Raw genomic sequence first — 26,064 nt, 5'->3', positions numbered from 1 at the left:
TAAATTGTCACCAATGTTCAAAGCCTCTCTCCTAAAAGGAGAGAGGTTTGGAGAGAGGTCAAACTGTATTGCATCCAAGGGAGAACCACTATATAGGACTCCTATAGCCGCAGACTTTAGGGAATTATTAGAGAACAGGGCTGTTGCAACGCTTGCTTGAGTAAAGCTTGATATTCTTCATCCCCAACCCGATAAGCGCCAAATCTTTCCAAATGAGGATTCATCATTTGGGCATCAAAAAAGACAAATTCCCTCTGACGCAATCTTTCCACCAACTTGACCATCGCTACCTTTGAACCTTCCGGAATGCGATAAAACATCGACTCGCCAATGAAAGCACCGCCAATAACAATCCCTAAAATTCCCCCAGCTAGTTCGTCGCCCTGCCAAGTTTCAAAACTATAAGCGTATCCCTTTTCGTAAAGTAGCCAGTAAATCTCTTCTAATTGCGGTGAAATCCAAGTTGTCTCTCTGTCAGCACACCCAGCCACCACAGATGAGAAGTCCCGATTAATCGCCACGCTAAAACGCTCTTGATTCAAGACGCGCTGCAAAGACTTGGGGTAGCGAAACCGTTCATCTAAAGGAATCAAAGTCCGATCGCGACTTAAGTACCAACTCAAGTGATCGCGCTCATCAGCCATGAGAAAATAGCCTTGTGCATAGCCTTTAATAATGGCGGCGATATCATAATATTGCATAAATAAATATAAAAAACAGTAGAGAAACGCAATTTGATGCTAACAGTCAACCTCTGCGTTTCCCCTGCGTTTCCCTCCGCGTCCCTTTACATTAAAAAAAAATGACCCAACCAATTCCACCCATCACCCTACCACCCCCAGAAAATCCGTTGCTCGAAGGTGAATGGTTACGAGAACGCTTACAACGCTGGCTAGATACAGAATTTATCCCTGAAGCAGTCAACCAAAATATTGCCCAACGAGCTGCACAGATTTTTGTGCGTCAACGGATGGAAGGAGAAAACGATCTCGGTTCTCTGGTAATTGCCATTGTCACAGAGATGCAGTCCTATGATTTTTCCAATAGTTTCTATGGAGAGTTTGCGATCGCCAACGCCGTCAGCGATCTACTCTTAGAAAGCCTGGGAATTGATAAGTGTTGTGGTCAATAATTTTTGTCATTTGTCATTTGTCTTTTGGACTTTGTTTTTTACAAATGACCAATGACTAATGACTAATGACTCTTAACTACCAGCTAGACTTAACGACTCCAGGTAAAAGACCTTCATGGGCCCATTCTCGCAGCACGTTCCGAGACAAGCCAAAATCGCGGTAAACACCTCTAGAACGACCAGTCAGCCAGCAACGGTTGCGGTGGCGGGTGGGCGCACTATTCCGGGGTAGCTGTTGAATCTTCCGGTGAATTTCCAGCTTATCCAAAGGAGATGCTGCACTTCTGAATTCTTCCAGAAGCGCTTCCCGCTTATCAGCATACTTTTCTATCAACCTGGTGCGCTTTTTCTCGCGCTCAATCATGCTCTTTTTTGCCATACATTTCTTAATTTCTTTAAAGACACCGTTCTCTATTCTACAGTCTCTCTATCAATTCTGGGGTTACTGCTGGTCGCCAGCCCTATCAAGTAGGGGATCTAAGCCCTTGCGCCTCCACCTTCGCAAAGCGTCCCGCAAGGATGGGATGTTTTTTTAACTGAAAGTTTTAAACGACCCGGAACTGAAGTTCCTCTCTTATAGGACAATACGGTTCACAAAAGGGCTGAAACTCTTTTTTTTTACGAACCACAGAGGCGCAGAGAAAACAGAGAGAAGAGAGAAAGAGAAGGAGGAAATGCTTAACCCAAGTGTATTGCGTTTTAACGGACTATAACCTTTTCTTAGTAGTCTAAAGACTACTTTCGCTATAAGAGAGGTGAATTCATTCTGAGGCGGGCTAGATGAGAATGAAATAGCCCTGCTATAGGACTAGTATTTGATTTTTGAAATATACGTAGGGTGTGTTAGACGTTAGCCGTAACGCACATCTCAAGCTTTTAGTGCCGTACTTTCGTCTAACACACCCTACAAATACTTAGACTTTTTCAGAAATCAAATATGATTCCTATATAAGAGAACGCTTTATCAAAAATATTTGATCGAACTCAGGGATTAAAATTTTATGAAGATGACTCAGTAATTAAAGAAGTAATGAAGACAACTAAGTAAATATTGCATACCTCGTTTCTATGTGATTTTATGGAAATAAGAAATGCGTCACACAAGTTTTGCTTTCACTGACAGTATTTTAAATAAATTACTGATAGTACAAGTAAAGCAATCAATTTTTCTGTTCAAAGTTATTATTAGGACTCTTAAATGATCATGATTAATTTGAAATCTCAATTACTAAATGCAACTTTAGTTCTTGCTGCTGCACTCCCCTTAGCTACTGCTGGGTTGTTTACCTCTGCTGGTTCTGCTGAGGCATACATTGGTTCATTTAACTACAGCGCTTCTGATAGAAACCCTTCTGATGAAGTAACAAAAGCCACTGTTAGCAAAACCTCTGTAAACTTTCTTCCCAATCCTGGAGCAATTTTGCTTACACACCAGACAGGAGATTTTATATCTGATCGTAGAGGTTTTATCAAAAGCTTCCAAACAAATCCATTTGTTTCACCTTCCGCATTTATTGATGTTGCTACTTTGGACGGAATAAAACTACTTAGTTTGACCAGTCTCAACCCAGCAATTTTTACTCCACAAAATGGAGGAACAGATATAAACTTGTCTTTTAAGGGACTCTTTGAAGATGGAAGTCAAGCAGAAGGATATATCACTTTTGCTACTCAAGATCAGGGCGCAAAAACAACTTATGATAATGGTGGAATAATTAATGCAAGTTTCACAGGTCTTGCGGTAACTTCAGTTCCTGAACCTGCTGCATTACTAGGCTTGGGTGCAGTCGGTGCGGTAATGGCAATGTCTCGCCGCCGCAAGAGTTTCGTTCAATAGACTTATCCTAAATATAAAGTAACTCTAATTTATCTATTCGATCTGGCTGGAATCCCAAATTTTCCCAACCAGATCGAATTTTTGATGATGTTAGACAAATTTATTTACAGCTATTTTCAGGTAATTGAACTAAGTACAGCTTTGCGTAAAATCGTGGCCAATTGAGGGTTGAAATTTAAACGCATAGGCGCCTCGCCTTCCCGCAGGGTAGGGGCGCAAAGGGAAGCGCATAGGCGCTTCGCCTTCCCGTAGGGTAGGAACGCAAAGAGAATTCGCTACGAATTAATGAAATGTTGTACTAAGTAGGTGGGCGCAATTAAAGCTAACTGGCTAAGGCTGTCATTGGTCATTGGTTATTAGTAGCTGACTGCAAAGAATTTTTGGCTTCAGTTGCGATCGCCTCTACTTCATCATTAGCCAGAGTTTCTAATATAGATTTGGCTTCTGCATTACCCAAACGAGCCAAGGCTTGTACAAGTCTGTAACGAATTTGCCAATCTGGATTGGTAGCATAGGGAGTCAACAAGGGAACTGCTTGTAAATTTCCCAAGTCACCCAAAGAACTAATAGCAGCAGTTTGGACTAATTCGTTTTCTGATGAGAGTGCCTCTTTGAGTAGTTCAAAGGCTCGTGGATCGCCCAACTCTCCTAATGTAGCAATGATACTGAATTGTATTAGCCATTCATCGGTTGTATGATAAAGCATCTGCAAATCTTCAAAAGCTTCGCGTAACTTCAAAGCGCCCAAACAGTCGGCGGCGGCGGCTTGTACATCTACTTCGGAGTCATGAAGTAGGCGATCGCGCAAGATATCTAAGGATAATTGTAAATCCTGTGTTCCGAGTGTATCCATTTGACTCACTGCTGAGTAACGGACACGGGAATTGCGATCGCCAATGGCACTTTGAATTAATTCAAAGCCGATGGCAGGTTCCAATTCGCGGATTTGATTTACTGCACGTAAGCGATCGCCTAAATCCTCAGAACTGAGCAATTGCCTAACAGACTCCGGAGTAATACTCATTTAGTTATCCTTGATTTTCAAATGTATAAAAAACAGTCATTAGTCAACAATCAAAAACTCTGGACAAATGACTAATAAGTAGAGCTGCGTAAATAAAGCTAACTGACTAAGGCTGTCATTTGTCATTTGTCCTTCGTCATTTATAAGGGTTTAAGGTGTATTTCCATTTCGGAATATAGTTTGGTTTATTCTTGCCGAATTACTTACTTCGACTACGCTCAGTACAAGTGACTAATGACAAATGACTAATCTTGACTAGCAGCCATTGCCCGAATAATATCACCACGAGTGAGGATACCAATTACTTGACCCGCGCCCTCAACTACTGGTAAGCGGTGAATGCTGCGATCGTGCATGATTGTAGCTGCTTCCTTTAAAGTTTTATCAGGGGAAATAGCGATCGGATTTTTACTCATCACCTCCCCAACAGTTTGCCCTAATGCTTTGTGCAAGTCACGTTCATATGTTGCAGGATTTTTTAAATAGATAACACTATCAAGAAACATAATGTACGCAGGTGGAGTAACACCAGTTTCTTGCCACATCAAATCGGTTTCCGAGATAATACCTACCAATTTACCGAGATCATCCACAACAGGTAGTCCACTGATGTGGCGTTCTGCAAGAATTTGGATAGCTTCCTTCAGTGGAGTTTCCGCTCGGACGACAATAGGATCGCGGCTCATCACATCGGCAACGGTTTTAGGCATTTATTTGCTGATACCTTTAATCAAAGTCCCTTGCCTATTGTAGAAAATTGCGGGACTCAACCTGATGCAATTAATAGATTGTTACGGGATCAGTCATTAGTCATTAGTCATTAGTCATTAGTCATTAGTCATTAGTCATTAGTCATTAGTCATTAGTTATTAGTTATTTTTCTTCCCTCACTCCCTCATCTCCCTAATCTCCCTCATCTCCCTCATCTCCCTAATCTCCCTCATCTCCCTCATCTCCCTTTTAGGGCAGCAATAATTTGAAAATTGGCTTTCGGAAAAGTAAACTGCTCCAGTTCTTTCAAAGTTACCCAGCGAATTTCATCCGATTCCAAAGGTTGGGGAACACCTGTAAGATGGCGGCAGTGATGTACTGTGAGGGTAACGCGCAAGTTTGTATAGCTGTGGTCAATAGTAATCAGATGCTCTCCCACTTCAATTACTATTCCCAGTTCTTCGGAAATTTCCCGTTTAATACACTCTTGGATAGTTTCACCAGGCTCAATTTTACCACCAGGAAATTCCCACAAACCGCCCATGACTCCTTCTGGACGACGGCGATCGATTAAAATTTGCTTTTGGTCATTCCAAATTACTGCAACACCAATGATTTTATGGGGTGGGAAAGAACTGGTTTCACTCATAGTTAATTGGGGGAATGGGGAGAGACGCTACTCGTCGCGTCTCTAGGGGAAGAATTTCTGAATTTTGACTCTTGACTAATAGACATCTGGTAGAAATTAAATATGCGTTACCCAGAACCCTTGTAGAGACGTAGCAGTGCTACGTCAAAACAATTCTTTTTCGGAGATGTCTAATGATTAATAACAAAACTCGGCAGAGTTAAAACCAGTCTGCCGAGTTTAGATTTGTTAGTCACTATTTTAGATGTTTTAAAAAAAATTTAGCTGATGGACGATTGGAAAATAGGAGCAAAGATTTCCCAGAGGCTTATTTTAAATTCGTATCGCTATAACAGCTTACTAGCTTTTAGCCCAAAAACATAGTATATTTTATCAAATTTTGCATTTTTAGTCAACTTCGCTGTTGTCGGTTTCAGTCCCTTGTAAGGCCATTTCAAAATTCATTCTCTGTTCAGCGTTACGCAAGAAATAACCGCTAATCATCGCAGAAGCGAGAAGCCGGCCCAGATTTTCCCGATTTGTGGTTACAGTGATCCCAAAATGTTCTGAAGGTAGATTACCCAATAGCCCTGTAATATTCCGTTCCATCACCTGAAAGACTTCAGCAGATGTGGGTTTAGATAGCTGCGTAACTGTCTCTGGACTCAAAGATTTAACGTACTGCCATAGTAAATCGTTGGTTTCTGATTCGCTATTAAAAAATTCTGAGACACGATTGGATGGATTACTCATTTTTTAGCTCCTTAACTACCACTACTGGCTGCGGTGCTTGTGATCTGAATATTAAATGCCTGTTTTGGATTTGACTTAGTTATTTTGTCTTCCTGTCAACTAATGTAACAGCCTAGCGTCAGAGTGGAAGTAGGTGTAACCGTACAAAAGTCAGCGTACTCTCACCCCAATAAATAAGTAGGTCGGCGTAATTAAAGCTAACTGGCTAAGGCTGTCATTTGTCCTAAGTCAATTGGTCACTAGTAAAGATTTTAAGGCTATTTACGTTTCGTAACATATTTTGATTTTTTCGCGCCAACTTACTTAAGGTAATGAGTGATGAGTTTTTAATTAACTCATCACTCCAAACTCCAAACTCCTAACTCCTAACTCCAAACTCCTAACTCCAAACTCCTAACTCCTAACTCCTAACTCCTAACTCCTAACTCCTAACTTTTCCCTAACTTGCCAAATATTCATCCATGTTGGCTTTAGACTTGCGAAGTTTAGTTAAGGCTTCCCGCTCAATTTGCCGGACTCGTTCTCGGCTGATATTGAGTATTTCGCCAATTCTAGCCAGAGTCAGCGCTTGTCCGTCAGTTAGCCCAAAGCGCAGTGTGATCACTTCCCTCTGTTGTGCCGTCAGATCACCCATCAGACGATTTAAGTCATAAGATAGAGAAGATTGCATAACGAACTCTTCGGGAGATGCTCCTGGATCTTCTAACATTTCTCCGAGTTCGGTATCGTAATTGTCACCCAGCCGCAAATCCAAGGAAAGAGGCAAACGCGCCTTTTCTAAATACTCTCGTACTTGTTTGGGGGTCAATTCTAATTCTTCAGCTAGCTCACCAGCTGTGGGGGCGCGTCCCAATTTTTGAGACAATTGACGCTGTGCCTTTTTAATCTTATTTAATTTTTCGGTGATATGGATGGGCAGGCGAATGGTGCGGGCTTTTTCGGCTATAGCACGAGTAATCGCTTGCCGAATCCACCAATAGGCATAAGTAGAAAATCTGTACCCTTTGGTGGGGTCAAACTTTTCTACGCCCCGTTGCATACCAATACTACCTTCTTGGATCAAGTCCAGTAAATCGACGTTGCGCTTGATGTACTTTTTAGCAACGGAGACTACCAGGCGCAAATTGGCTTCTACCATCTTACGCTTGGCAATTTCACCATCGGCGATCGCTTCGTTCAACTCTGCTGGTTCTAGCTTGGTTGCTTTGGCCCACTCTTCTAGAGTTGGTTGACGACCTAACTCGGTCGCAAGAAATTCCCTTGATTCGTGCAAAGTGCAAGAACGTTGCACCTGTTTCCCATAAAAAATTTCTTCCTCGTGGGTTAAGAGTGGTACACGGCCAATCTCACGCAGGTAAGTCCGCACGAGGTCTGTGGCTGTCTGAGCGGTCTTCATGGCGCTACTCTTTGGTAATGATGGGTTTGGCGATAGGGTCATTAAGGGATAGATGCTTTGTTAAGGTGTTACCCAGTCAGCCTGGGAACTCATACTATGGTTTACAAATTACGCGCCCGATCAACTCGGATGCTTATAATAAATAATCAAATTTAGGCTTCTTAATTGCTAGAACTTACAGTTATTTCCTACTTTTTACAAGTATCTAGAGTTAGATAAAAAGTCGCTTTTTAAACATTTCTCTATTGGAGCCTCGTTAACAATTGTAACATTTATGAGAATATTTTGGCTATATGGCGACATTAAATTTCCTGGCTGTTCCAGTTCATGCAACGTCGCCCTTTCTCTCCGGGCTGAGTAGAAGTCAATTTCAGAAATTATTTGGTTAACATCAGCTTCCTCATAGTTGTTAAAATATCTCTAATGAGAACTATATTCATTCTCTTGTAACAATTACTTAATTTTTCCTTGGGAATGGGGAATGGGGAACTGGTTAAGCTGATGCGCGTCTAGATTCTACATTGCGATCGTTAAGACTGTGCTAAGTCAATTGGTTAGGACTTACCCAAAATCATGAAAAAACGAACCGCCAAGTACGCCAAGTACGCCAAGAAGTAAGAGTTGCAGAGAGTTTTTACGTAAGTCCTGTTGGTCATTTGTCCTTTGAAATACAAATGACTAATGACTAATGACAACCTCACGAGTAGATGTACAATTTAAATGTGTAACAGCTTATTCTCTTTATCTCTCTTGTCCCCTTCATCTTCCACTCCCCACTCCCTACTCCCTCGCGATCGCGCAGTACTCTTGAATGGTTTTTACGTCCAAAGTCGTATTTTGTAAGGAACGGATGGCGGCGACGGTAGCTTTCGCGCCAGCGATGGTAGTAATGATGGGAATTTTGTAAGCTAAGGCTGTGCGGCGGATTAACCTAGCATCAGTCTGGGCTTCTTCCCCTGAAGGTGTGTTGATAATAAGTTGGATTTTTTGGTTTTTGATTGCATCTAGGACGTGGGGACGACCTTCGTGGAGTTTTAAGACCAACTCAATATTTAATCCCTGTTCCATAAGAACTCGGCGTGTACCAAGGGTAGCCATTACTGTAAAGCCCAAATCGATAAACTCCTTTACCACAGTACCGGCAGCCGCTTTATCACGATCGCTCATTGATACAAATACAGTTCCCGTTAGTGGTAAACGCTCGCCAGCACCCAATTCTGCTTTGGCAAAGGCACGGCCAAAGTCGCTATCAATTCCCATCACCTCACCAGTGGATCTCATTTCTGGGCCTAATATTGTATCAGTTCCTGGGAATTTATTAAAGGGTAATACAGCTTCTTTTACAGCAATGTGGGTTGGTATGACTTCCTGGGTGAAGTGTAGCTCCTCTAAGGTTTTCCCTGACATAATTAAGGATGCTAATTTCGCCAACTGTACCCCTGTTGCTTTAGATACAAATGGTACAGTGCGAGAGGCACGGGGATTAGCTTCTAGAATGTAAACTTGGGGAGAATAGCTGCTAGCGCCGACAACAGCAAACTGAATATTCATCAACCCTACCACTGACAGCGCTTGTGCTAGCTGCACCGTCCAAGTGCGAATTTGATTGAGAACTGCTGGTGATAGGGAAATGGAAGGCAAAGAACAAGCTGAATCTCCTGAGTGAATCCCCGCTTGCTCAATGTGTTCCATGATGCCACCAATCACTACCCTTCCGGTATGATCGGCGATCGCATCGACATCGACTTCAATGGCGTTTTCTAAAAACTTATCAATCAAAATCGGATGTTCTGGTTCCACTAGTACCGCAAAGGTCATGTAGCGTTCCAACTCAGCATCAGAATAGACGATTTCCATCGCCCGTCCCCCCAACACATAGCTGGGACGCACCACCACCGGATAGCCAATGCGCTTGGCGACAATCAGCGCATCTTCGTAAGTCCGAGCAATCCCATTAGGCGGTTGGGCAATATTCAACTGTTCGAGAATCTTTTCAAACCGCTCCCGGTTTTCTGCCATGTCGATGGAATCTGGTGATGTACCCCAAATTTTAGTAGTTAGTCCAGAGGTGTTATTGGTCAGAAATTCTTGTAATGGGATAGCCAATTTTAGTGGTGTTTGTCCGCCAAACTGGATAATCACCCCAACTGGATTTTCAGTTTCAATGATGTTTTGGACATCTTCTTTTGTTAAAGGCTCAAAGTAAAGGCGATCGCTGGTATCGTAGTCTGTGGAAACTGTTTCTGGGTTAGAGTTGACCATAATGGTCTCATACCCCGCATCCTTCAACGCATAGGCGGCGTGACAACAACAATAATCAAACTCAATTCCCTGTCCAATGCGGTTGGGGCCACCACCCAAAATCAACACTTTTGGCTTGGTTGCAGGCATTACCTCTGTTTCTTCTTCGTAAGTAGAATAGTAGTAAGGGGTGAATGCTTCAAATTCAGCAGCGCAGGTATCTACGGTTTTATAAACTGGGATAATCCCTAGTGACTTGCGGTAGGCGCGAACTTCATCTTCGCTGGTTTTGGTGGCATAAGCAATCTGGCGATCGCTATATCCGTCCCGCTTAACTTCATAAAGTTGCTCTTTTGTCAATTGCTCCAAGGGTGTTCGCTTGAGGAATTTTTCGACATCTAGTAATTGGTGCAATTTATCCAAAAACCATCGGTCAATACCAGTGAGTTCGTAGATTTCCTCAATAGTCATCCCTTGCTGCAAGGCATGGCGTACGGCGAAAATGCGATCGGGATTAGGTGTCCGCAGTTGGGCGCGGATTTGTTCACCACTGGGTAATTTTTCGGCTTTGTCGCAACCCCAACCAGCGCGTCCGGTTTCGAGCGATCGCAGTGCCTTTTGGAAGGATTCGTTGAAAGTCCGTCCAATTGCCATTGCCTCCCCGACAGACTTCATTTGAGTTGTCAGCACCGGGTCAGAACCGGGGAACTTTTCAAAAGCGAAGCGGGGAATTTTGGTCACCACATAGTCAATTGTCGGCTCAAAAGACGCGGGAGTTTTCTTGGTGATGTCATTTTTAATTTCATCCAAGGTGTAGCCCACAGCCAATTTTGCGGCCATTTTGGCGATGGGGAAACCTGTGGCTTTGGAAGACAAAGCTGAACTGCGGGAAACGCGGGGGTTCATCTCAATTACAACCACATCCCCATTCAGGGGATTAACAGCAAACTGGATATTAGAACCGCCAGTTTCCACACCAATCTCGCGGATGATTTTAATTGCCATATCCCGCAGCCTTTGATATTCTTTATCAGTGAGGGTTTGCGCGGGAGCGACGGTAATGGAGTCCCCGGTGTGGATGCCCATAGGGTCAAGGTTTTCGATGGAGCAGATAATCACCACGTTATCTGCCAAGTCACGCATGACTTCGAGTTCATATTCTTTCCAGCCCAGTAAGGACTGGTCAATAAGAATTTGGGAAACAGGGCTAGCATCTATACCCACCTGTGCCATTTCTTCAAATTCTTCTTGGTTATAGGCAATACCACCGCCACTTCCACCCATTGTGAAAGCTGGACGAATAATTAGGGGATAACTACCAATTTGGCGGGCGACAGCTTTGGCTTCTTCCAAAGATTCGGCTGTGTCGCTGGGACACACCGCTACCCCAATCCTGGCCATTGCTTCACCAAAAAGTTTTCGATCTTCGGCTTTTTCGATCGCTGGTAGTTTAGCGCCGATTAACTCAACGCCGTACTTTTCCAACACCCCATTTTTGGCTAAAGTAACGGCGAGGTTGAGAGCGGTTTGTCCTCCCATCGTTGGTAGTAAAGCATCGGGGCGTTCTTTCTCAATGACTTTTTCGACCAATTCTGGAGTTAGCGGCTCAATGTAAGTGCGATCGGCCGTTTCCGGGTCGGTCATAATCGTTGCAGGGTTGGAGTTGACCAAAACCACTTCATAGCCTTCTTCTCGGAGCGCTTTACAGGCTTGAGTGCCAGAGTAGTCAAACTCACAGGCTTGTCCAATCACAATTGGGCCAGAGCCTAACAGTAGAATCTTCCGGAGGTCATCACGGCGGGGCATAGTAGTTGCCTTGGAATACGAGAATACAAATCCTGATTATTTTAAGGGTCTTTACCCCCTGTCGTACTTTTTATTATTAAGTTTTCTAAGTTTGATGACAGGAAGGGGGGAACCGGAGTCGGGAGCATCCCAATGCAAGCTTAAATCTTTTCCCTCACCCCCAGCCCCTCTCCCATGTTTGGGAGCTACCGTGTATACACAAGTCGGCAGACCTCTCCCCAAACCCCTCTCCGACGCACAGAGGGGCTTTGAAGGTTGACTCCCCAACTCTTGAATGTTCTTGTTAGGTCTGAGAGCGCTTTGAGCAAAATAAGTCACTTGTGTATACACCGTAGCCTTAAAGGAAGAGAGAAATAGAAGTGAGGTTTTCCAGATGACCTAAATTGTCAGGAGGGCTATCAAGGTTTTTGCACATTTGGGATGCTCCCACCAGAGTCAAAGATGAGGGGGAAAATTCTACCCTGTTTCCCCACTCTCATGAAAATTATACACACTTAAGTTTTCATGTCAACAATAATGATAAATAAACGCAACTTGATGAGTATAGTTCATCCAGTAAACAAGAAAATTGAGACTTTTAGTAAGCAAAAATACAAAATATTATGATGGCCAATTAGCTTGTTTTTATTGTTAAGATGTTAAGATGTAAAGAATAAGCAGTTAAAATCTATAACTGTTAAAAAGCGAGGAGAACAATGTCTGAAACGCAAACTTTGTTACGTAATTTTGGTCATGTATATGACAATCCCGTATTACTGGATCAAAGCGTAACGGCTCCAGTTACAGAAGGATTTAACGTTGTATTAGCTAGTTTCCAGGCACTATACTTGCAGTACCAAAAGCATCATTTTGTAGTTGAAGGCTCAGAATTTTACTCTCTGCATGAGTTTTTTAACGAAAGCTACAACCAAGTACAAGACCATATCCATGAAATTGGAGAACGCTTAGATGGACTAGGTGGTGTGCCAGTAGCAACCTTCAGCAAACTCGCAGAATTAACCTGTTTTGAACAAGAATCTGAAGGGGTATATTCCTCTCGCCAAATGGTGGAAAATGACTTGGCCGCAGAACAAGCTATTCTTGGCGTAATTCGCCGTCAAGCGGCTCAAGCAGAGAGTTTAGGCGATCGTGGCACACGTTATCTCTACGAAAAGATTTTGTTGAAAACTGAGGAACGTGCTTATCATCTGTCTCACTTCCTGGCTAAAGACAGCTTAACATTAGGATTTGTCCAAGCTGCTCAAAGCTAAAACTCTCATAATCTAGATTTTTCTACCTAGACTGAAAGAAAAAGTTGGCAACACTAACTGTTAAAATATTATAAACAATGGCAGAGAATGGCATCCCTATTTATCTGCCATTTTTAATACAATCCGCTTGGGTTGAGCATTTCTTCCTTCTCTTTGCGCCCTTTGCGTCCAACTCTTACGAGACGCACTCGCGTTTGCGGTAGCCTGCGGCAAGACGCTTTGCGTCTACGTTAAAAAAATTAACTTTCACAAAGAGTTTTAGCCTTAACCCAAGCGGATTGATTTTTAATATAAGTAAACATATTTACATAATATTTGACGTAGATAATATTTAGCAATTAGCTAGTTGAGATAGATTTTTATCTGAGGAATCTATTGTATGCTGAATAAACTTACAGATATATGCCACAATCAATCCCCACTTCCAAGCTTTATCAGTTTAAATAATAAAGGTTTGCAAAAGCTTAAGAATTTGAAGCGTCACAATTAAATAAAATTAAAAATACAAAATAATCCTTAGAGGATGTTTTAAAAGTATTTTTCGTCAGACTAAAGCCTCCCAAACCTAACCCCCCCCTAGCCCACAAGGGAATGCAGGGTGGTTTCATACGAAGAAAGAAAAATACATAAGTCTTGGTTTCTCGTTTTGTGGCATGGCTTTTTACCCCCACTTCCATTCCTCTCCCATGTTTGGGAGAGAGGCTTTGAAACCCAGTTGTTGTTTTTCTCTGCTTGTATGAAACCACCCTGCCCTAGCCCACAAGGGAATGGGGGTTTCAAAGCCTCTCTGGGTTTGTCTAACGACAGACTGATAATGCGGATACTTGATAAGGGACTTCCAAATAAATAAATATCCAACTATTTATTGTGGGGTGGGCGACACGAGATCCCTTGACTATGGGCGGGCAAGATGCCCACCCCACAAGATGGGATAATTTATTTCTTGGTAATCCCTAACTGTTTTAAGGAAGGTTAGGGGGGATCACCAAGTGCCTAAAATCACAGTCAAATACTTTTCAAACAACCTCTTAGGGACTTTTGCAAGATGTCTAATTTTGAATTGATTTCTCGCTCATCGGATGAGTGCAAAATTTTTTTTTAAAATTAATGAGAATTCTTTGCACTTAAGGTATGCTGGTTTTAAGAGGCTAAACTCCTAAGACTTTCAAAAAGCAGGGAGTTAAATCGCGGTAGTTAGTACAAGTTTGTTGCACTTTGAGGGCAATTATCTTGAAATCGTTTAGTTCAGAAATAGAAATAAACCACCTTGTAGAGGTGAATTGGACAGATCGCTGGCAAGTCTATCAACGCCTAAAGGAGTTAGACATTCCCTGTAGTTGTGCGGCTAACCAGCCATTGAAAGTTGAAATTGGCAATCCGACTGTGGCTGTTCAGGTTTGGAGTGTGATCCGCCGATTTACAGCTTCTCGTCAAGACCAGATTTGGACTCTTGAATGCTGCTGGAAAAGTCGTGACCAAAAGTTTTAATCTACATCGCCAGTGTTAACCCTCGTGCTGCAAATATCAGAGTAGACAACTCGTATTAATTAAAAGGAGGTTAAAAAATGGGTGCATCTCACAGTATGGAAGTATCAGAATTTTGTCTTGAGGGTAGATTTATAGATTTTGTTATTAAAGATGGCTATAAGCTCAAAGGTTTACTGCTGGGTACTCATGAGGGTGAGTGCTACGTTAAACTTGCGAAAAATTTACGAGCTGCTTTTGATTTGCGGCTACCAGCAGGTACTTGGCTACAAGTTGTTGGTTATAAAGAATACGATCTAAAAAAAGACAAAGTTACGCTCAAAGCTGAACGTGTGATGGCGGCGCGTTCTGAAATGGGGAAAGTTCAAACCATCGCCGTAGCACAAGAACCCACATCTATCGATCATGTCAAGGTAAAACCAGCTAAGGCTAAAGCCACGATTTTGGTGTGTCAAAAGTCTGATTGTATGAAACGTGGTGGGAAAGCAGTTTGTCAGGCGCTGGAGGCGGCTTTAAGCGATCGCGGTTTAGAAGACCAAGTTACAATCAAGGGCACTGGTTGTATGAAGAACTGTAAAGCTGGGCCCAACTTAGTAATGCCAGATAAAACGCGCCATAGCCGAATTCAAGCCTCACTTGTCCCCGCAGTCATGAATCAACATTTTGGTGACAACAGTTTGTCAGCACAGCCTGAGAATTTAAGGGAAGTGGCAATATCTAATGGCAAGTTTTGCTAAGAAAGTAGAAGAATATTGACATTTTAATAAGAAAGTTTAATAATGTTTTCTCAAGTGTGTTCCATTAGTACTCGGTTTTAAACTTTTGATAGACTCTTGCAAGAGTAAAATATTAGGCGATCGCAACTCTCTTTGTCATGAAAAAGGCAAATATGTAATAGCGATCGCCTAATATTTTTATGCAATATGGTTGAGTGACCTCGCCCCTTGCTTCTAAAATAGGGACTGTATCCCTAGCAAAACTGGTAAATTTAGGGAAGCGAGGTGTTGATAAGCTTGATCTATAGCACCCTTTCCTCTAAGAAATCCTGTATTAGCTCCGGGACAAATATAGCGAAGAGTTCCTGGTGTAAAACGCTCTAATAACAGCCGAAGACTGTTAATTTGTCGAGGCCAATGAAAGGTTTTCGCTGTCCGTAATGGTACTGGTTGACCGTGCTGGTTAGGGACTAAATGGCGACCAGAAAACAATATACCTCCAAGCTCACTGTAGTAGAGACAAGATGAGCCGGGAGAATGGCCCGGTGTCCAAATCACTTGTGTTGTTGCATCGAGAGTAAATTCCTGCCTAAAGGTAGTTACAGTTAAGCCTGGTAATAAATAAGCTTCTTGCTCTTGAATCAGCACCTCGCAGCCAAAGGTTTGCTGAATTTCAGCAGTTTTGCCAATAGCGCCTCGATGGCTGAGAAATAACCAACGCACCCCTCCATGCGCTCTGAAAAAATCTTGATTTGTTTGGTCTAGGGCCGGACAATCTATCAGGATATTACCTTCGTTTCTTACAATGAAATAAGAGGTTGCGCCTAATGTGTCCCGATTGGGTGGAAAGGCAAAAATGCTCTCTTGTGCGAAGTCCGATTGCAGAGAACTTCCGCTAGGAACTTCGTCAGGGAAGACAGCCCGTGGTGGCTTAGTTGTATGACTTGGCACTTGTGGTAAAGGGCACATGATCAAAGAACCGAAACGGAGGAGTTGTGGACAATCTCGTTACAGTGTGGAAATTCTCAAAAATGGAAATTTGAGCGTTAAGCAGCACTGTTAACCGTTGTGAAAAAAATCGGGATTTGAGGTCTGCCTTGTAGTTAATGCTATGGTGCTAAAGCTACTGGCGGGGCGTTTGGTCAAAATTACTGAAGATAACATGGTATTTTGGTTTCTCTTTATCATTCTACTGGGGCTAGCGACTTATCTAATGGTGCAGCACAGTGTCGCTCACATCACCCGAACGCCAGTATGGTTGTTGTGGCTGGTTTTAATGATACCAGCATTTCTGCTGAGTGGATGGACGCTGTTGTACGGCCCCAAACAACCTCCACCGCCAGGGCTGATTATTTCGTCGTTATTTGTCTGCACACTGTTGTACTGGATGTTGTTCCAATGGGGGCGTGGAGTGCCAAGAGATACCCAAGCGCCAGCCCAAGCTCAAGCTCAAGCTTCGGAATCAGAGCAGACTATCCAGCCGATCGCAGAGCCAATAGCGCGTCCCATTGAGCTAACGGAAGAAACCCAACTGCGAAATTGTTTTCCTTGGTCTGTATACTACGTTCAAAATATTGAGTATCGACCACAAGCCGTGATTTGCCGTGGTCAGTTGCGAACTAAAGCTAGCAACGCCTACCAGCAGATTAAGACTAATATTGAAGCAGAATTTGGCGATCGCTTCGTGCTGATTTTTCAAGAAGGTTTCAATGGCAAACCTTTCTTTGTGCTGGTTCCCAACACTCAAGCTGCTAAACAGACAGTTACGCCACGACGCGACCAGGAACAGTTAGCTAGACCAGGGTTAGCACTTCTACTATTAGTAGCTACTTTGCTAACTACTACCTTGGTGGGAATGGAAATTGCTGGTGTTTCTCTACCGCCTCTGTGGGAAATTAGCTCTTTGTTCAAAGTTCTATCTAACCCAGATGTCCTATTCAAAGGATTGCCTTATTCCTTAGCACTGATGACTATTTTGGGCATTCATGAACTTGGGCATTATTTGACGGCTAAATTTTACAAGATTCGCTCGACGTTGCCTTATTTTATTCCCGTGCCTTTTTTCTTGGGAACTTTTGGTGCATTTATTCAAATGCGTAGTCCCATTCCCAACCGCAAAGCTTTATTTGACATTAGTATTGCTGGGCCAATTGCAGGCTTTGTTGTTAGCTTGCCATTTTTAATCTGGGGCTTGGCTAATTCTGATGTGGTTTCCATCACTGAAAAAACCCGACTTTTGAATCCTGATGCCCTGAATCCTAAGTATTCAATTTTAGTGGCGCTACTCTCGAAGTTAGCCTTGGGAAGTGAGTTAACAGCAAAATCAGCCCTTGATTTACATCCAGTTGCAGTAGCAGGTTTTCTAGGACTAATTGTTACAGCATTAAATTTAATGCCTGTGGGACAACTAGATGGAGGTCACATTATCCATGCGATGTTTGGACAACGAACTGCAATGGTGATTGGTCAAATTGCTCGCGTGTTGTTGCTATTACTTTCTTTGGTTCGGGAAGAATTTTTAGTGTGGGCGATTATCTTATTATTTATGCCATTGGTTGATGAACCTGCGCTGAATGATGTCAGTGAATTGGATAACGGACGTGACCTTTGGGGATTACTAGCAATGGCTTTGTTGGTTGTAATTATTCTGCCACTACCGCAGGCGATCGCTAACTTTTTGCAAATTTAAAAAATATTAGAATCAGCACGCTTTGTGCTTACTACAAACTCTCCAAACTATAGCGGTTCTCAGTTGAGTAAGTACTGAATCCCAAGGGGCTACCGTGTATACACAAGTTGGCAGACCTCTCCCCAAACCCCTCTCCGATGCGGAGAGGGGCTTTGAAACTCTGGCTCCCCTTCCCTTGTAGGGAAGGGGCTGGGGGTTAGGTCTCAATACTGGGGTTGGGGGATGAGGGCAAATCTTTTTGATATTATGCGGACATGATATCACTCCCTTGTGCTGCTACGATTACCTGTGCTTCTCTCAGAACGCGTATGGTTCCGTCGTTACCGGAGGTGTCGCCCCATAAATAACCGCGTACTACTTCCTGAATCACGGTATTATCTGGAATATCTGCTCTGGACTCACGTCCCACAGCATACATGGTTTGGGAGTTAAAGGGTTTGCCCTGTGCTGCGATGGGAACAACACGCCGTTGTCGTAGTACTTCTAAAAGCGATCGCCTAATTAACTCTACTCCCTGTTGATTGCTGGTTAAAATTTCGCTTAAAGATTCTGATATTGGTAATTTTTCAGACACTGTTGATTGAACTTCTTTACCAGCAAACCACTGTTTTAGCTTTTGCCACAAGCTTTTTTCTGGGGTAGATTTTGGGATTGAGGTAGCAGATAATGCTTCTATTTCGGCTTGCCAGTACGTACAAGCCTGATCTAAAGCATCCACGATACCCAGCAAATCTTTTAGTAGTTTCTCTTGCTGTTGTTCAGATTTATCTAATGCCTGTTTTTGGCTTTCTTCCAGACGTATTTGCAGCTGTTCTTTATCTGTACGAGTTACTTCTAATGCTTGCACTAGAGCATCTTGAGTAGAACGCAACAATTTGCCCTGTTGCTTAACTTCATAGCGTAAAGCAGTCCATTCTGCCACCATTTGATAGGCATCAAAGGAATTAGCTGACTCTGGCGGTTCACCCAGATATTCAGGTGGTGTTTGTTCTGAATGTAAATAATCTAAAAATTGGTTAAATAAAGCTTGTTTGTCATTTGTTGTTTGTTGTTTGTCATTTGTCATTTGTCATTTGTTGTTTGTTGTTTGTCATTTGTCATTTGTCATTTGTTGTTTGTTCCCCGTGCCTAATGCCCCAGGGCTATTTCATTCTAGACATAAACCACCCGGAACTGAAGTTCCTGGCTCATAGCTAAAGTCCGTTAAAACGGACTATAATCTTTTCTCAGTCGTCTTTAGACGACTTTCGCTATTAGACTCAGAATTCATTCTGAGGCGGGCTAGATGAGAATGAAATAGCCCTGCCAAATGCCCTATTCTTAAAATGTTGCACGAATTAAATCATCTAGGTTAACTTCTAGTTGAGCGATCGCTTTTTCTCGTACCTGTTTTAGTATGTCTGGGTTTAGTTCTGGTTTTAAGGGACGAATCTTCAATAAATCCTCGTTTTGAGTTGTCTCTCCTTTACGAAGTGCTTCGTAAGCTCCTCGAATTGTCTTAAATTCTTCTGGATAGGTATGAGCGGGGAATTCACGCAGCTTGGAGTGATACGCCGCTTTAATTTGGGCGGGGGTGGCTCCTGGAGCAATTCCTAACTGTTCGTAGTCGGAAGTCATAAATGAAAATTGGTAATTGGCGCGATGTGCAACTTATTCTTAAAAACCCCACTTCCATTCCTCTCCCCGAAACGGGGAGAGGCTTTGATTCTTGCTCCCCTTCCCTGGTAGGGAAGGGGTTGGGGGTTAGGTTTGAGAGTAAAGTTGCACATGGCGTTAATTGGCAAATAAATAATCTGGCTGCTGCTCAATACGGTTCACAAAAGGGCTGAAACTCTTTTTTTTTACGAACCACAGAGGCGCAGAGAACACTGAGAGAAGAGAGAGAGAAGAGAGAGAGGAGGGGGAAATGCTTAAGCTAAGTGTATTGGGCTGCTGCCTGGTTTAAAATAATTCGTCAAAACCTCCTTTTCTTCTACCCTTTTGCTTTCTAGAGGTAGGTGGTAAATTTCTAAACATAAAGTCTATTTCTGACTCATCATCTTCTGAGTCGTCATCGTCGAAGATGTCAGGCATATTGTTTAACATCATTTGCTTGAGTTCTGGAAGCATTCTCTCAAAGTCAGCTTGAGGAATTTTCTTGGCAAATAATTTTTTAATCATCTTTTCTAATAAATCATCAATATTTGACATATTCAGATTGTCAAATTCCTCTGGGTCTGGCATTATGCTTTGAGTTTCTTTGGCGGAAACAAATGCCTGTTCTTCCCGAAATGCTTGTAATGCTTTGGCATCTTGTAGGCGACGGGCTAGTTCAAATCCCTCTTGCTTCAATTGTTCATATTTTGGTTGATCAATAGGGTAAGTGGTGGCTCTAGCTAATAACAGCAAAGGGTTTTGAGGTTCCCGACGTAGTGCTTCTTCTAAGGCAGGAATTAAGGTTGTAATTCTGCCAAAACGGCGTGCTTGCAGTTGAATATTTGCTAGAGCATTTCCTGGCTGGGGCATGGTGTCGAGATAGCTACGTAGAGGAGATTCTAGTTTTTGGGGGCTACTTTCTTTGACGGCTAAGACAACTAAGTGGGCAACTCTGGCTTCTGGTTGTTCTGCTGATAGGTTGAACAACTTTTGCAGATATTGAGCTGTTAAAGCGGCGATGCCTTTTTCACGTTTGGCGAAGAGGTGAATAGAAAGAGCGATCGCTTGCAATACACTAATTTGCTCATTTCCAGATAATTTTTTTAACAGCGCGTCCCATGCTTCGGCTGCTACTTTTTGCTGTAAGGAAACTCGTCCGCCAGAGTTGGGAGGACTTTGCACTGCATTCACAAAAATCTGACAAGCACGCAAAGCCGGATCTTTGGGATCTTTCCCCTGCACTAGACGACTAAAGAAAGGGTAACTCAGTGTAGAAATGGCATCCACCCAAGGCAATACTTCTACTTCCGATTCAATACTGAAGTCATCAAAGTGCTTACCAAAACGACGACGAGCTTCGTTGCGTCCTTGTTTGTCTCCTAGCTCATCCCAACAATTCAGCAAGGCACGGTAAATTTCTTCATAGCGACACCCACCTTCAATCGCTTGGGTAATCAGTGCGATCGCTTCAGTATAATTTCCTTTTATTGCCGCCAAAAGTCCCTTGCGACCCAATAATTCTGGTGATGTGGGACAGATGCGTTCTGCTTGTTGTAAAGCTCCTAAAGCGGCGCGAGTCCGACCCATTCCCATGTCAGCATCTGCCATGCGACAATGGAGGTGAGCTAAGGTTGGTTTCAATCGTTCCTCTGGCCATTCTTGAGGCTTTTCTTTGGCTTCCTGCTCTAACCACTTCAACAACCGAGTCAACAGCCGTTGGCGTTCTTGCTCAGAATCGTTAAGTTCAAAGACTTCTAATAGGTTAACTGCCAACTGCGGGTTAAAGGGTTTTTCTGTTAACAAAGGCTGCCAAAATTGCTCTGCACAGTTTAGTTGTCGTTGATTAAAAGCCTGTTGACCTGCAAGGGTTAAAAGCGATGTTCGGAGACTATTTAGTTCCGGGAAAGAAGTTGCACACCTTTGCATTCGGAGCAATACATGAGCGGCATCATGATGGTTGCCATCGTCAATTAGCTGTACAATCATCAATGCTGATATTGCATCCTGGATCACCTGATCTTTTTGTTCTAGATTTTGGGGATTGAGGGGAAGTTCTCCAGTCTTTGCTTGTTGGGAAATTGCCAATCGCTTTAAAATTGGATGCTCCAAATACTTTGGTTTGGCAAAGGTATTTTCCGATGATTCCAAACCCAACAGATTAGCAGCACCATTCCAATTCCCACTGACTTGCTGGCTGAAAACAAGCCAAGCATTTGGTAAATCTCCTGGGGTGATGGGGTGCTTAATTTTCTCAAAAAATGTCAAAGCGGCTTGTGGTTGTTCATTTTTGAGAGCAATGACTCCTTGTATCCAGTGGAGTTGAGCCGCGTTAAAGCGTTTGGATTGTTGGTTGATTAACTGCTCAACTGTGGCGATATCTCCTTTGAGTAATAAGAGTTTGAGATAACATATGCTGTAGTCTTTGGTGAGGTTGTTTGCCTCAAATGCCTCACGGAGCAAATTCAAAGCTACATCTAATTGATTTAACTCCATCAAACACCTTGCTTGCCAATAGTAAGCATCTCCTCCAAAACCCAAGACCAGAGAGCGTCCAAAGGATTTTTCTGCGTGTCTAAAATCTTGCTTTTGAAATTGCTGCTGACCCCAGAGGAAGCAAATCTCTGATTCTTTGGGAGTGAATTCAATATCAGGATGCGATCGCTGAATTTTTCTGATTTCTTCTAATGCTTGCCGATATTTTTCTTGCTTGACCAATTCTTGCAGTTGTGCCTGAAAGGAGTTTTCAGTAAGTTTTGTACCTTTGCTAGAGACGTGTTTTTTTGAGTGCTGTTTGGACTCATGTTTAGCCATTCTTACCTCCAGTCTGGTAAAACTGCTGATACACCCTATATATATTTAATCAACATATCAGCGATCGCGATCGTTTCATAGGTAGTTGTTATGCCATTGTTAACCGAGACAATGCCATTGTTAGCCAAGACAATGCCATTGTTAACCGAGACAATGCCATTGTTAGCCAAGACAATGCCATTGTTAACCGAGACAATGCCATTGTTAGCCAAGACAATGCCATTGCACATCAAAAGACTAGGACTTAGGGACTGACATTAAAAGGGCGGTTAGAAACCGCGTCTACACAGACGAAACCCGCCTGCGCGGGTTAAAAATATTAATTTTCTCTTAGTCCGCGCAGGCGGACTTTGTTTGTGTAGCCGCGAATTCCATTCGCCCAGGCTTAAGTTGACACCAATGGCGTCTCGCCCGCCCTTGTGTATGGGCCCTCGTGTCGCCCACCCCACAAGATTGGGTAATTTATTTGTTGTTAGTCCCTTATGCAATAACTCTCTGAAACTCTTATTCCTTTACACGTCTTGCAAAAGTCCCTAACACCCCACCCCCAACCCCTCCCCGCTTGCGGGGAGGGGAGACAAAGCGTAGCTTTGGCGGGGTGGGGTTCTTTATTTTTGTTTTGCTAATTCTGGAGTTCGCCCTTTCAAGCCAATCATCAATTTCAGCATAAACACCTTTAATATAGGTACTCGCTGCAAAAACCATAAACCCAGGCGACGAACCACCACCACAGGTAAGAAATTATTAGAAAACATTCGATCTAACAAATCGGTGAAACCTAAAATCGTCAGATTTTCCAGCTGGCGCCAGCGTTCATAACCTTTGAGAATCTGAATGTCACCAATATCTTTACCCGCTTTGTGCGCTGCTTGAATTACTTGCGCCAAAGCTGCTGCATCTCGAATACCCAAATTTAAACCTTGTCCGCCGACGGGATGGCAATTGTGCGCCGCATCACCAATTAATGCTAGTCGGGGGAGAACGTAGCGATCGCTTTGCATGAGTTGTACCTGAAAAACAAAGCGATCGCCTAGTAATTCCAATTTCCCCATCTGATCGCCATAGCGGCGGCTTAGTTCTGCCAAAAATTGCTCGTCATTTAAAGCACACAAAGCTTTTGCTTCTTCATGGGGCGCTGTCCAGACAATGCGGCAACGGTTCCCCGGTAAAGGTAAAATCGCAAAGGGCCCGCTAGACCAAAATCTTTCGTAAGCGGTGTTATTGTGGGGTTTTTCTGGTTTGACAAAGGCGACAATGCAAGACTGCCAATATTTCCAGCCAGAAGTTTTAATTCCAGCAGCTTGGCGAATTGGCGATCGCGATCCATCTGCTGCGACAACTAATTTGCTGCGAACTGTCCTTAACTGATCGGCAACTTTTATATTGATCGCGACTATATTTTGCTGGTATTGCGTATTTACCACTTCCGCCGGACACAGATAAGTCACATTTGGGCAATCTTGGACAAACTCTTGCAATGGCTGCAACAGCGCTTGGTGTTCCGCCACAAAACCCAACTCTGGTGTATTTATATCATCTGTGGTAAATTCCACCACATTGGGATAATCAGCATCCGAAAGACGAACTCGGCAATATTTAGCGATTTGAGGCAACATTTTGTCCCAAACGCCAATTCCTTCATAAATTAGCGAAGAAAGCATATGAACTGCATAGGCTTGTCCCTTGGCTACCGCCACCGATGCGACTTTCGCCTCAATTAGCAAGACACTCAAGCCAGAATCTTTTAAAGCAGAGGCTAGAGTTAACCCAATAATCCCACCGCCGACAATTACCAAATCATATTCATATCCCCGCTCATTTGGCGGTGTTGGTTGGGGGGAAAGAGTTTGCTCAAGCTGCGTTATGGCCATTGTTAAGTTAGGTTACAGCGTCTTAACTCTTATTTTGACGCGATCGCGCCTCCTTGAGCAACCTTAAAAGCTAAACTAAGTACAGATGCAGCATAAAATCGTGGCCAATTGAGGATTGAAATTTAAACGCATAGGCGCAACTCTTGGAGACGCACTCGCGTTCGCCTTCCCGCAGGGTAGGGGCGCAAAGGGAAGCGCATAGGCGCTTCGCCTTCCCGCAGGGTAGGAACGCAAAGAGAATTCGCTACGAATTAATGAAATGTTGTACTAAGCATTTCTTCCTTCTCTTCCTTCTCTTCCTTTGTGTACTCTGCGCCCTTTGCGGTTCGTTTCTTCCTAAATTTGCATAAACCCTGAATTATTGGCTGACGCGAGCAATTGGTTTAACCTGACGATAAGTATTAAGTAAGCTGAGAAATTTATGACCATCAAAATTTATCGGGTCAACTTTTTTACCAGAACGGTCTACTAGATGGTGCGTAGTGATGCGATCGTCCGGGACTTGACTTTGAGCAATTAACCAAGCAAGAGAATTATATTGAGCTTCCGTATAACCGCTATGGGTTTGTTGACTGCTACTGTCATAACTATCTGGCGGTGTTTCCAAAGAAACATGATAAGCAAAATTGTTCACAGACGCAGGCAAATTTGGATTAGTCTGCACAGTTTCCACTCCCTGGGAACCATCAAATACTGAGTTAGCTGCACCAAAAGCCCGCTTTTCTGGCGGTACTAGATAAACCACTGTTCCATCTAACTTGACTAAAGCGTGGTAACTTGCTTGCACATTTTCATCATCATGGGCTACTTGAAAGAAATTGATCGCACTAGAAGCAGAATAACCAGTTTCATGGAGGACGATAATTGGTTGATTGTTGACAGGTATACCGTTAACATCTTGGGAGTACCGTTCTCCATAGTTAGTTGGGTTAACTGAGACAACTTGATAATTAGGTCTATACTGTGCAAAAGCTTGACTGGTTACATACCTTGCTACAGGCTTGCTAGTCTTGACTGGGGACTTGATCACATTTTGAGATTTATTCTCTGGCTCTTTGGCTGATTGGAATTGGGCCTGGGGATATTGACTCCAGGCTGTAACCTGTGGATTGGATGTATGGGATGTTGTCGGATGATTGTGTAATTTTGTCGCTCGTCCAATTAGCAGCACTACAATTAAAGCCATGAACATCAGCGAGATTAGTAGCACCCTAGTCGCCCAGTCTTTAAACTTCATTGTTCTAATACGCGTAAAACGGTAAATTTCCCTAAGTAGTGAAAAAATTGTAGTTTACTACTCTAAATGCTTAACAGGCATTGATACCAAATTTCCCAAGCAATCAGCAACTTCTTTCCGATGACACCGATTCGGGTTCATTTCAGCACACAACAGTAAAACATTACCCGTTTGAGCAATTTGTGCAATTTCATGTAGAGCCTTATCTGCTTCTTCTTTATTTACTGGAATCCAATTTTCCTTACCAGATGTGTTACCTAGAGCAGTTTTAGAAATATATTCAATATGATTTGATTCACAGAATATTTTAATTTTGTCGCCGTACCATTTACGGCTCCAAGCACGAGGAACCATCCTCACATCAACAACACATTCCACATCAAACTTTTGCAGGTATTCCAAGAAGGTATCATAATCTTTGCGATTGCCATATCCGAAAGTAAGTATACATCTTGTTTTAGCAATATCTTTAACTGTCATTTTTCATTCCTAAAACCAATCAAGTTTAAATATTATATTTTTATTAATGGTGGGTAAAATATCCCAATAATCATAAAGCTATTTTTGTGATTTTTTAGGTTTCCCATGATAAAGTATAAATCTTTTTTGCTAAATGCGAATCCACTGAACTGGTTTTTCGTCATCATCTAATAAAACTCCTGCTGTACAGACTGTTTCTTGATATTTGGTGCTAATTGAAGGGTATGTTTTAGTTGCAATCAAAATTTTCCTTCTTTCCATAGAACGACCTCTATATGAACTAGCTCACTATGTATACTGACAATGTAAGTACATCAGTCGCTTCAGTATATATCAAAATTTTTCCATTACATACTGCGGAA

At 42.8% G+C, this 26,064-nt stretch carries 23 protein-coding genes; 6 read left to right on the top strand and 17 right to left on the bottom strand.

The window, feature by feature from the left end; genetic code table 11:
• Positions 1-116: 116 nt before the first annotated feature.
• Positions 117-701 carry a leucyl/phenylalanyl-tRNA--protein transferase gene (aat, locus tag LC605_RS05215; protein ID WP_229546509.1) on the bottom strand — a complete coding sequence of 195 codons (585 nt, stop codon included), beginning with the start codon at positions 699-701 and terminating at the stop codon, positions 117-119.
• Positions 702-802: 101 nt separating this feature from the next.
• Between aat and LC605_RS05210 the strand changes: the two genes are divergently transcribed.
• Positions 803-1,132, top strand: a complete 330-nt coding sequence (locus LC605_RS05210) for a hypothetical protein (protein WP_012410384.1) — start codon at positions 803-805, stop codon at positions 1,130-1,132.
• A 76-nt stretch (positions 1,133-1,208) separates the two neighbouring features.
• Here the strand turns inward: LC605_RS05210 and rpsN are convergent, their stop codons facing one another.
• Positions 1,209-1,511, bottom strand: a complete 303-nt coding sequence (rpsN, locus tag LC605_RS05205; protein WP_012410383.1) for a 30S ribosomal protein S14 — start codon at positions 1,509-1,511, stop codon at positions 1,209-1,211.
• An 819-nt stretch (positions 1,512-2,330) separates the two neighbouring features.
• Here rpsN and LC605_RS05200 point away from each other — a divergent pair.
• A complete protein-coding gene (locus LC605_RS05200; RefSeq protein ID WP_229546508.1) occupies positions 2,331-2,969 on the top strand; it encodes a PEP-CTERM sorting domain-containing protein in 639 nt (212 codons plus the stop codon).
• A 346-nt stretch (positions 2,970-3,315) separates the two neighbouring features.
• Here the strand turns inward: LC605_RS05200 and nblB are convergent, their stop codons facing one another.
• From nblB to carB, 6 genes are all read right to left on the bottom strand, one after another.
• Positions 3,316-3,993, bottom strand: coding sequence for a phycobilisome degradation protein NblB (gene nblB / locus LC605_RS05195; RefSeq protein ID WP_229546507.1), 678 nt, complete (start codon positions 3,991-3,993; stop codon positions 3,316-3,318).
• Between the two features lie 245 nt (positions 3,994-4,238).
• The gene (locus LC605_RS05190) at positions 4,239-4,703 is read right to left on the bottom strand and encodes a CBS domain-containing protein (protein WP_229546506.1); all 465 of its coding nucleotides are present in this window, start codon (positions 4,701-4,703) and stop codon (positions 4,239-4,241) included.
• 239 nt (positions 4,704-4,942) lie between these two features.
• Positions 4,943-5,353: an 8-oxo-dGTP diphosphatase MutT gene (gene mutT / locus LC605_RS05185; protein ID WP_229546505.1), complete on the bottom strand. Its 411-nt coding sequence runs from the start codon at positions 5,351-5,353 to the stop codon at positions 4,943-4,945.
• Positions 5,354-5,740: 387 nt separating this feature from the next.
• A complete protein-coding gene (locus LC605_RS05180; RefSeq protein WP_229546504.1) occupies positions 5,741-6,085 on the bottom strand; it encodes a DUF760 domain-containing protein in 345 nt (114 codons plus the stop codon).
• 439 nt (positions 6,086-6,524) lie between these two features.
• Complete coding sequence (locus LC605_RS05175; RefSeq protein ID WP_229546503.1) at positions 6,525-7,481, bottom strand: RNA polymerase sigma factor, RpoD/SigA family; 957 nt, start codon at positions 7,479-7,481, stop codon at positions 6,525-6,527.
• Positions 7,482-8,261: 780 nt separating this feature from the next.
• Positions 8,262-11,528: a carbamoyl-phosphate synthase large subunit gene (carB, locus tag LC605_RS05170; RefSeq protein WP_229546502.1), complete on the bottom strand. Its 3,267-nt coding sequence runs from the start codon at positions 11,526-11,528 to the stop codon at positions 8,262-8,264.
• A 695-nt stretch (positions 11,529-12,223) separates the two neighbouring features.
• Here carB and LC605_RS05165 point away from each other — a divergent pair.
• The 3 genes from LC605_RS05165 (at position 12,224) to LC605_RS05155 (ending at position 15,000) form a co-directional block, all read left to right on the top strand.
• Positions 12,224-12,778, top strand: a complete 555-nt coding sequence (locus LC605_RS05165) for a Dps family protein (protein WP_229546501.1) — start codon at positions 12,224-12,226, stop codon at positions 12,776-12,778.
• A gap of 1,230 nt (positions 12,779-14,008) precedes the next feature.
• Positions 14,009-14,266 carry an Asr1405/Asl0597 family protein gene (locus tag LC605_RS05160; protein ID WP_229546500.1) on the top strand — a complete coding sequence of 86 codons (258 nt, stop codon included), beginning with the start codon at positions 14,009-14,011 and terminating at the stop codon, positions 14,264-14,266.
• A gap of 77 nt (positions 14,267-14,343) precedes the next feature.
• Positions 14,344-15,000, top strand: coding sequence for a (2Fe-2S) ferredoxin domain-containing protein (locus tag LC605_RS05155; RefSeq protein ID WP_229546499.1), 657 nt, complete (start codon positions 14,344-14,346; stop codon positions 14,998-15,000).
• A gap of 213 nt (positions 15,001-15,213) precedes the next feature.
• On the opposite strand, the gene LC605_RS05150 is transcribed toward LC605_RS05155, so the two are convergent.
• Positions 15,214-15,948: an MBL fold metallo-hydrolase gene (locus tag LC605_RS05150; protein ID WP_229546498.1), complete on the bottom strand. Its 735-nt coding sequence runs from the start codon at positions 15,946-15,948 to the stop codon at positions 15,214-15,216.
• Positions 15,949-16,141: 193 nt separating this feature from the next.
• Here LC605_RS05150 and LC605_RS05145 point away from each other — a divergent pair, with 193 nt between their 5' ends.
• Positions 16,142-17,668 carry a site-2 protease family protein gene (locus LC605_RS05145; RefSeq protein ID WP_229546523.1) on the top strand — a complete coding sequence of 509 codons (1,527 nt, stop codon included), beginning with the start codon at positions 16,142-16,144 and terminating at the stop codon, positions 17,666-17,668.
• Between the two features lie 244 nt (positions 17,669-17,912).
• On the opposite strand, the gene LC605_RS05140 is transcribed toward LC605_RS05145, so the two are convergent.
• The 8 genes from LC605_RS05140 to LC605_RS32805 all read right to left on the bottom strand — a co-directional run bounded on the left by LC605_RS05140 (position 17,913) and on the right by LC605_RS32805 (position 25,963).
• Complete coding sequence (locus LC605_RS05140) at positions 17,913-18,734, bottom strand: nucleotide exchange factor GrpE (RefSeq protein WP_229546497.1); 822 nt, start codon at positions 18,732-18,734, stop codon at positions 17,913-17,915.
• A gap of 254 nt (positions 18,735-18,988) precedes the next feature.
• Positions 18,989-19,285 (bottom strand): J domain-containing protein, encoded by a 297-nt coding sequence (locus LC605_RS05135; RefSeq protein WP_229546496.1) that lies wholly within the window; start codon positions 19,283-19,285, stop codon positions 18,989-18,991.
• Between the two features lie 324 nt (positions 19,286-19,609).
• Positions 19,610-22,114 carry a tetratricopeptide repeat protein gene (locus LC605_RS05130; RefSeq protein WP_229546495.1) on the bottom strand — a complete coding sequence of 835 codons (2,505 nt, stop codon included), beginning with the start codon at positions 22,112-22,114 and terminating at the stop codon, positions 19,610-19,612.
• A 35-nt stretch (positions 22,115-22,149) separates the two neighbouring features.
• Positions 22,150-22,344 carry a hypothetical protein gene (locus LC605_RS05125; protein ID WP_229546494.1) on the bottom strand — a complete coding sequence of 65 codons (195 nt, stop codon included), beginning with the start codon at positions 22,342-22,344 and terminating at the stop codon, positions 22,150-22,152.
• Between the two features lie 378 nt (positions 22,345-22,722).
• Positions 22,723-23,985 (bottom strand): FAD-dependent hydroxylase, encoded by a 1,263-nt coding sequence (locus LC605_RS05120; RefSeq protein ID WP_229546493.1) that lies wholly within the window; start codon positions 23,983-23,985, stop codon positions 22,723-22,725.
• A gap of 358 nt (positions 23,986-24,343) precedes the next feature.
• The gene (locus tag LC605_RS05115) at positions 24,344-25,222 is read right to left on the bottom strand and encodes an N-acetylmuramoyl-L-alanine amidase (RefSeq protein WP_229546492.1); all 879 of its coding nucleotides are present in this window, start codon (positions 25,220-25,222) and stop codon (positions 24,344-24,346) included.
• A 57-nt stretch (positions 25,223-25,279) separates the two neighbouring features.
• On the bottom strand, positions 25,280-25,702 hold the full coding sequence (locus LC605_RS05110; protein ID WP_229546491.1) for a DUF488 domain-containing protein: 423 nt from the start codon (positions 25,700-25,702) through the stop codon (positions 25,280-25,282).
• Between the two features lie 129 nt (positions 25,703-25,831).
• On the bottom strand, positions 25,832-25,963 hold the full coding sequence (locus tag LC605_RS32805) for a hypothetical protein (RefSeq protein ID WP_267868417.1): 132 nt from the start codon (positions 25,961-25,963) through the stop codon (positions 25,832-25,834).
• Positions 25,964-26,064 lie beyond the last annotated feature (101 nt).

Origin of the sequence: Nostoc sp. CHAB 5836 (assembly GCF_020829445.1) — a bacterium.
Lineage (GTDB): Bacteria > Cyanobacteriota > Cyanobacteriia > Cyanobacteriales > Nostocaceae > Nostoc.
This window is presented reverse-complemented; position numbering and strand designations above follow the sequence as displayed.

What these genes read in the sequence shown, in the direction of transcription:
- LC605_RS05155 (WP_229546499.1), top strand. Translation starts at nt 14,344, where the DNA reads ATGGGTGCATCTCACAGTATGGAAGTATCAGAATTTTGTCTTGAGGGT.
- LC605_RS05165 (WP_229546501.1), top strand. Translation starts at nt 12,224, where the DNA reads ATGTCTGAAACGCAAACTTTGTTACGTAATTTTGGTCATGTATATGAC.
- LC605_RS05150 (WP_229546498.1), bottom strand. Translation starts at nt 15,948, where the DNA reads ATGTGCCCTTTACCACAAGTGCCAAGTCATACAACTAAGCCACCACGG.
- aat (WP_229546509.1), bottom strand. Translation starts at nt 701, where the DNA reads ATGCAATATTATGATATCGCCGCCATTATTAAAGGCTATGCACAAGGC.
- LC605_RS05110 (WP_229546491.1), bottom strand. Translation starts at nt 25,702, where the DNA reads ATGACAGTTAAAGATATTGCTAAAACAAGATGTATACTTACTTTCGGA.
- carB (WP_229546502.1), bottom strand. Translation starts at nt 11,528, where the DNA reads ATGCCCCGCCGTGATGACCTCCGGAAGATTCTACTGTTAGGCTCTGGC.
- LC605_RS05130 (WP_229546495.1), bottom strand. Translation starts at nt 22,114, where the DNA reads ATGGCTAAACATGAGTCCAAACAGCACTCAAAAAAACACGTCTCTAGC.
- LC605_RS05190 (WP_229546506.1), bottom strand. Translation starts at nt 4,703, where the DNA reads ATGCCTAAAACCGTTGCCGATGTGATGAGCCGCGATCCTATTGTCGTC.
- LC605_RS32805 (WP_267868417.1), bottom strand. Translation starts at nt 25,963, where the DNA reads ATGGAAAGAAGGAAAATTTTGATTGCAACTAAAACATACCCTTCAATT.
- LC605_RS05145 (WP_229546523.1), top strand. Translation starts at nt 16,142, where the DNA reads ATGGTATTTTGGTTTCTCTTTATCATTCTACTGGGGCTAGCGACTTAT.
- LC605_RS05175 (WP_229546503.1), bottom strand. Translation starts at nt 7,481, where the DNA reads ATGAAGACCGCTCAGACAGCCACAGACCTCGTGCGGACTTACCTGCGT.
- mutT (WP_229546505.1), bottom strand. Translation starts at nt 5,353, where the DNA reads ATGAGTGAAACCAGTTCTTTCCCACCCCATAAAATCATTGGTGTTGCA.
- LC605_RS05125 (WP_229546494.1), bottom strand. Translation starts at nt 22,344, where the DNA reads ATGTGCAATGGCATTGTCTTGGCTAACAATGGCATTGTCTCGGTTAAC.
- LC605_RS05120 (WP_229546493.1), bottom strand. Translation starts at nt 23,985, where the DNA reads ATGGCCATAACGCAGCTTGAGCAAACTCTTTCCCCCCAACCAACACCG.
- LC605_RS05200 (WP_229546508.1), top strand. Translation starts at nt 2,331, where the DNA reads ATGATCATGATTAATTTGAAATCTCAATTACTAAATGCAACTTTAGTT.
- LC605_RS05180 (WP_229546504.1), bottom strand. Translation starts at nt 6,085, where the DNA reads ATGAGTAATCCATCCAATCGTGTCTCAGAATTTTTTAATAGCGAATCA.
- nblB (WP_229546507.1), bottom strand. Translation starts at nt 3,993, where the DNA reads ATGAGTATTACTCCGGAGTCTGTTAGGCAATTGCTCAGTTCTGAGGAT.
- rpsN (WP_012410383.1), bottom strand. Translation starts at nt 1,511, where the DNA reads ATGGCAAAAAAGAGCATGATTGAGCGCGAGAAAAAGCGCACCAGGTTG.
- LC605_RS05210 (WP_012410384.1), top strand. Translation starts at nt 803, where the DNA reads ATGACCCAACCAATTCCACCCATCACCCTACCACCCCCAGAAAATCCG.
- LC605_RS05115 (WP_229546492.1), bottom strand. Translation starts at nt 25,222, where the DNA reads ATGAAGTTTAAAGACTGGGCGACTAGGGTGCTACTAATCTCGCTGATG.
- LC605_RS05140 (WP_229546497.1), bottom strand. Translation starts at nt 18,734, where the DNA reads ATGACAAATGACAAACAACAAACAACAAATGACAAACAAGCTTTATTT.
- LC605_RS05135 (WP_229546496.1), bottom strand. Translation starts at nt 19,285, where the DNA reads ATGACTTCCGACTACGAACAGTTAGGAATTGCTCCAGGAGCCACCCCC.